At 65.1% G+C, this 5,531-nt stretch carries 5 protein-coding genes; all 5 read right to left on the reverse strand.

Translation table 11 applies throughout. The annotated features are described in order from the left end of the window. Positions 1-867: xanthine dehydrogenase family protein subunit M (locus MUO23_01140; protein MCJ7511556.1), on the reverse strand; the 867-nt coding region annotated here is incomplete at its 3' end. A 360-nt stretch (positions 868-1,227) separates the two neighbouring features. After that, entirely contained in the window at positions 1,228-1,620 is a 393-nt protein-coding gene (locus MUO23_01145) for a hypothetical protein (GenBank protein ID MCJ7511557.1), read from the reverse strand. 982 nt (positions 1,621-2,602) lie between these two features. After that, positions 2,603-3,085: an isoprenylcysteine carboxylmethyltransferase family protein gene (locus MUO23_01150; GenBank protein ID MCJ7511558.1), complete on the reverse strand. Its 483-nt coding sequence runs from the start codon at positions 3,083-3,085 to the stop codon at positions 2,603-2,605. 291 nt (positions 3,086-3,376) lie between these two features. Beyond that, positions 3,377-3,856: a hypothetical protein gene (locus MUO23_01155; protein MCJ7511559.1), complete on the reverse strand. Its 480-nt coding sequence runs from the start codon at positions 3,854-3,856 to the stop codon at positions 3,377-3,379. Between the two features lie 914 nt (positions 3,857-4,770). Then, a complete protein-coding gene (locus MUO23_01160) occupies positions 4,771-5,046 on the reverse strand; it encodes a hypothetical protein (GenBank protein ID MCJ7511560.1) in 276 nt (91 codons plus the stop codon). Positions 5,047-5,531: the final 485 nt, after the last annotated feature.

The raw sequence follows: 5,531 nt of genomic DNA on the forward strand, positions 1-5,531 counted from the left end.
CTCCCCTTTCCGGGCGCGCTCGGCGGCCACGCCCAGGGCGCGTTCGACAAGAACGCCGACCAGCAACCGGCGGTACTCGGCGGTCGCCCGGACATCGGTGATCGGACGCGCCTCGCTGCGAGCCAGCTCGGCGGCGTGGCGTGTGGTTTCTGGGTCAAGCTTCCTGCCGGCCAGCGCGGCTTCGGCGCGCCGGGCCCGGATGGGATTCGGGGCGACTGCGGCGAGGCCGATGCGGGCATCCTTGCAGGTCAGGCCGTCGTCCTCCAGCGTGACCCGGGCACAGACCGAGACGATCGAGCAGTCGAGTGCCTGCCGGCGCATGATCTTGAGGAAGGCCGTGCCGGTGCGCGGCGCAGGTTGAGGAACGAGGATGTCGACAAGCAGCTCGCCGGGTCGCAGAGCCGTTTGATCCGGCCCGGTGAGGAAACCATCCAGTGGGACCTCCCGCTCGCCGCCCGCGGATCGGAGCGATAGCCGAGCATCCAGGCAGAGAAGCGGGGGGACCAGGTCGGCGCCAGGCGAAGCCTTGCAGATGTTCCCGCCGACCGTTGCCATGTTCTGCACCTGCCACGAGCCCAGCATGCGCGCTGCCTCGCGCAATCCAAAAGTGGCTGGCTCGCGCATGGCATCGCCTAGTTCTGTTACCGTGAGCAGGGGGCCGATCGTGAGTCCACCGTTGGCGTGGAACTTCCCCAGCCCGGGGATCTTCCAGAGGCTGACCACATGGCGTGGTTGGAGCTCGCCATGCCGCATGTCGATCAGCAGGGCCGTGCCGCCAGCAAGGGCGGCCGCATCCGGCCCATGCCTCGCCAGGAGCTCACTGGCCGCTTCGATCGACGTCGGCTCATGGTACTCAAAAGGTCTCATCTTCTACTGCTCTCCATGAAGGAGCATTTTGCGCAGGCTGGGCCGATGCTCGAAACAGGACAACGGCGCATGTCCCAGGAAGACCCGGGTGGTTGCTTGTTCCGCTTGGGTGCGGGCAGCCTGGCGACGTCTTTCAGTTGGATACAGGGCGTTGCGTTTCGGCCCTTCACTAGGTGAAAGAATATTCTGCCTGATAGCGACTGTACGCCAGCGGGGTTCGAAAGTCAAGGCCAGCGGGCGCATGGTACAAACGGCTGCAGCCAGCCGGTCGGCGCCCGACCGCTTCTTGCGACAACGCGCCTTGAGATGGTCGCTGATCCGTCTCCCGGCGTCTCGTGCCGGATGGCGCCCAGCGAATCTTCAATCCGCCCTGATGAACTCTCCGTGAGGGAGCATCATCGACCGGCTTGAACAGCCGTCCTCGAGTTTCACGAAGCGGATCTTTCCGGTCTGTACGACCTGCACTTCATAGCGGCCGCGATGGCCGCCGGCGATGCATTCATCCCAGCCAGGCTGGGCCGAGGTGTCGACCACGATGAATTGCGTTCCCTCGAACTGGTATTCGCCGACAACCAGGGGGTTCGCCTCCAAACCGTCGCGCGTCACCGCCACGCGATAGGTCCCGTCGCTCCGGTACTCTCGCCACAGCTTGCTCGAGCTCGAATCGGGCTCTTCCCGCCGCCAAATGCCGACAAGATCTTCGGCGGCGGTGATCCGCTGCACCGCCGGGGTGAGATTGACCTTGGGGGCCACCGTTTCCGCAGCCGGGCGGACAGGCGCCTCGGTCGGCGGTGGCGCTAGGGTCGCGGCCGCGGGGGGCGTAGGCGAACAGGCTCCTGCCATCAGGATGGCGGCGCAAAGGAAGAATACGATCTTCATCTAAGCCGGTCTCCCTTCTTGTCTCGACCTGCATGTTGTCGGGTGGAAAGCTCCCATAGTTCGAAGGTGGGTTGCACCGTCCTCAGGGCGCTGAGCGGCGGTGGCACTCGGCGGTTGGCGAGTAGGCTACTGCCAGCCGATTCTATTGGAGGCTGGCGGGTCAGGCAACACCGATTTCCTCGGTCCGCTGCCACACAACCGCGCGGTCAGCCATGCCCTGGGCGAAGGGCCATGACAGGGCCCTGCTCGCCAGCCCGCGTCCGGGAGGTGGTCGCGACAGTAGCCTGGGAGACCGCGCTGAGTTGCTCGCCCGCCTCGGACACGAGCCAGACCTCACAGAGGCAGACGGCCTGACGTGTCGCCGACGACAAGACTCGGGGGCGGGCGACGCGTTGCCCGCTGGGCGCAGCCCGGGTCAAGTTGCTCTTGTATTCTGACGTCAGGATGGTTTGCCCGAGGACGGAGCAGGCGGTGAAGGAGATACGCAATCGGCTATGAAGCTCACGATGCCGCCATGGACGAAGCTGTGTTGTTGATTCAACCTGGGCGAGAGGGGGAGCGTCAACTTCGCTGTGGCCGCCTCAAAGGCTGTGAGTCCTGTGCCGAGCATGCGGCAGAGGGGCTGATCGGCCAGGACCGATCAGCCCAGATGTATCCGGTCGGGCACGCGCTCACCTCCATCCTTGCCGTGCCGTCAACCGCCGTCCGGATGGCGCGGCGGGCGGCCTCGGCTTGTGGCGGAAGCCCAGGCATGGCTGTGGCGGTGCATCTCTGCGCGCGGGTCCCTCACCGGCGCCGGCCGCCAGGCAAACTGCAATCGGCTCGAGCGATCCGTCCGGCGCGCCCACTCTCGGGTCTAGCGCTTCGGCCTGCGAGGGATCCAGCGAGGTGTCTGCGTCTTGTACTGGCGGTAGGTCTCACCAAATCGCCGATCGAGTTGGGGTTCCTCAAGCAGCACGGTGAAGGTGTGCAGAGCTAGCCACATCGTGCCGGCGTACAGCAAGATCCAGGCTGAGCGGAAGAGGATCGCTTCGGCGAAGAGGATCAGGAGTGCACCGACGTACATCGGATTCCTGACAAACTGGTACAGGCCTTCCGCCACGAAGTTCTGGGGAGGCTGGATGGGAACCGGGGTCCCACGGCCCTTGGCAACAAAGGTAACGGATACCCAAACGACCATGCCGGCGCCCAGCAGCGCCAGGGCAATCAGGACGACTCCCAGCAGGCCCTGAGGCTCGATCATGCCTCCGGTCGCCTGAAGGATCAGGTATGGGATGACCAGGACTGCCACGCCAGGGACTAGCATCGTGGCCAGGGCGGTGACCAGGATGTTCTTCATGATCCTCCTCCGAACTCAGCGAGCTCGGGCGAGCCGGCGGCCTGGGCGGCATCCGGCCGTATGGACCTGGCCTTGGAGTCGCTCAGTGTTTCCGGATCAGCCTCATTCTCGCGCCGGAGTCGTAGGCGGTAAGGCGCTGGGTCAACGGGTCGCCAGGCGCCCTGGTGGCGGCGCAGGCAGCCGAGAGTCTCCCCTGGCGTCAGCCGCCTGGACATGCTCCGTTCCAAGCACATGTGAACTCAGGGCCCGCCTCGCCGGCGGTTGGGGGCTTCCGATCCGACCATCTCGGGGTCAGCCGGCCGCCAGAATGCTCTTTGCCCAGTCGGCCGCGCGCTGGAGTTCACCTTCCTTGAGTGGTCCTTCGGTGTCTTGCACGAAGAAACCTTCAGGCGGCACAATGAGATCCCCGCCGGCTTTCTTGAGACGTTCGGCGATGGGCTTGGCAGCATAGCCTCCCGTCTTCACAATGAAGCGCACCGCCGAAGAGTCGATGTCCTCCACCGCCAGACGGGTATCGAAGGCGGCTACGCGGATGCCGTTCAGCGACTCCGGCGGGAGGCTCTTGAGGAATTCGGCGAGGGCGTCCGTCGGCCGGAATCCCCGGGTGGGAGAGCCAACAACCAGCAGGTCCATTCCCTTCCACGGTTCGGCTGACAGCTTGCTCACCTGAATGATGCCGGCCTCGTCCGGGGTGCCCAGCGCGCCTCCGATGGCCAGAGCGATCTGCCCTGTGTTGCCGAACACCGAATCGTAGATCACGAGCGCCTTCATGGAAGTTGGCCTCCGCCTGTGCGTTCATCTTACCAAGGGTCTGCGATCACGGCCCGAGAGCCAACGCCTCGAGGTCTTCTGGGGCGGGTGGATCCGCCCAGCAAGGAAGATGAGCCCGGGCGAAGACCCCGCTTTGCAAAGCCTGGGGAACTTCGCCCGCGCCGGCTGCGGGTCTGATGCCTGACGGGCCTGTGCACGTGCCTTCCTGCCGGCATGGGTGTCGCCTGTCGCCGCGGCCCTCCGGCCAACTGGAAGCACGCCGACGTGCGGGCGGCGCAACCCTTCGGTTGTGTTCGGCGCCCATGGTGGCTGGCCAAGAGCTCACAGCTGTTGCGAGTCGAAGATCAGCGGAGCCATGACGGCAGGCTATGCTCAGTCGACGAACTTGTCGACCCCATCCAGAGGAGAACGCCTGTTGCCGCGAGGTTTGCGCGAATGCTGCGAGCCGGCGTATCGAGCGTGTTGCGGGTGCTGAAGTGGATGGCCCAACCCTTGAGGCGTCTCCCCATCATCGAGGCTAGATCGTCGAGCCAGCCCTCGTTCACCATCGGCGAAGTGGATCTCAGCGGGACCGCCATGGAAGTCTACGTGCGGGACGTGGAACTTGCCCCGCCTACGGAGAGCCCGAGGGTGGTGACGAAGTCCCTCCGTGGGGTGGCAGGACAGGCACGTAAGCCGGGGGCGGTTCAAAGTCGCGGAAAGGTCCAGCAAAGGCCGGACGCTGAGCGGCCTGACAAGATCACCTGCCCCCATCGACACGAGACACACAATAACCCTGGTGCGAGACTTGAGTTATGCCATCTGCCCCCTCGAAGGTCGTTGCCTTCCGCCACGTCGTGGCGTCATGCCAGATCGGACTCGCAGGCACCGCCAGGCAGGGGTTGGCACGCTGGCTTCGCCGCCAGCCTTGATGGCTAGTGCTTGCTGGCCCAGTAGTCCTCCGCATCCTTCTCGAGTTGGGCGAGTCGAGTGTAGTAGTCGGGGAACTCTTTCAGATGTGCCAGGGCGATCTTGCCGGTCAGGATCTCGTCATCGTTGGTGACGTTCGTCTCCGGATCCCGAGCGCCATGCTCCAGCTCGATCGCCAAGCCGGACTGGAATTCACTCAGGCTTACCTCTCCCCAGGTGACGCCGAGGATGTCACCGACCCTTCTAGCTTCCTCGGTCGTGAACTCCCGCTTCGTCGACATGCATTCCTCTCCTCGTCAGATTTGGACAAGCCCCCGTGGCAAGGCTTCCTCTGCCTGGCTGCCCGGCGTAAATCGAGCATGCAGCCGAGCGCGCCCATGAACGGCACTCCCGCCCGGGAAGGCCTTGAGCAACCTCACTGGCGGACGCTCGGCCAAGCGCCGCGCAGCAAGGATTATCTCATTCTCGCGCCATCAGGATCATCGGCACAAGACCCTGGACTCGCCCAACACAGGTGAGTTGCGCTGCCATCGCCACCGGTGATGGCGGGAGGCAGGCTTGCCCATGGGTAACAGGACAGCGTTGCTGCCGGCCTCACCGCCTTGCCCCTGCTGGTGTTCGCTGGGCAGCGCAATCGTCCTCAGGCAGGGGGCGCCCATACTGGGCGAGACGGCCTGCGGTGCGCCGCAGGTGCAGGCGTCGCCAGCGGCGGTGGTTCGGTGAGTTGAAGCACGGCCGCCCATAGAACGGGGAGGTATTGCGATTC

It is taken from the genome of Anaerolineales bacterium, from assembly GCA_022866145.1.
Taxonomy (GTDB): Bacteria; Chloroflexota; Anaerolineae; order Anaerolineales; family E44-bin32; genus PFL42.

Excerpts from the sequence above, each read along its gene's own strand:
- MUO23_01150 (MCJ7511558.1), bottom strand. The coding sequence starts at position 3,085 with ATGAAGAACATCCTGGTCACCGCCCTGGCCACGATGCTAGTCCCTGGC.
- MUO23_01160 (MCJ7511560.1), bottom strand. The coding sequence starts at position 5,046 with ATGTCGACGAAGCGGGAGTTCACGACCGAGGAAGCTAGAAGGGTCGGT.
- MUO23_01155 (MCJ7511559.1), bottom strand. The coding sequence starts at position 3,856 with ATGAAGGCGCTCGTGATCTACGATTCGGTGTTCGGCAACACAGGGCAG.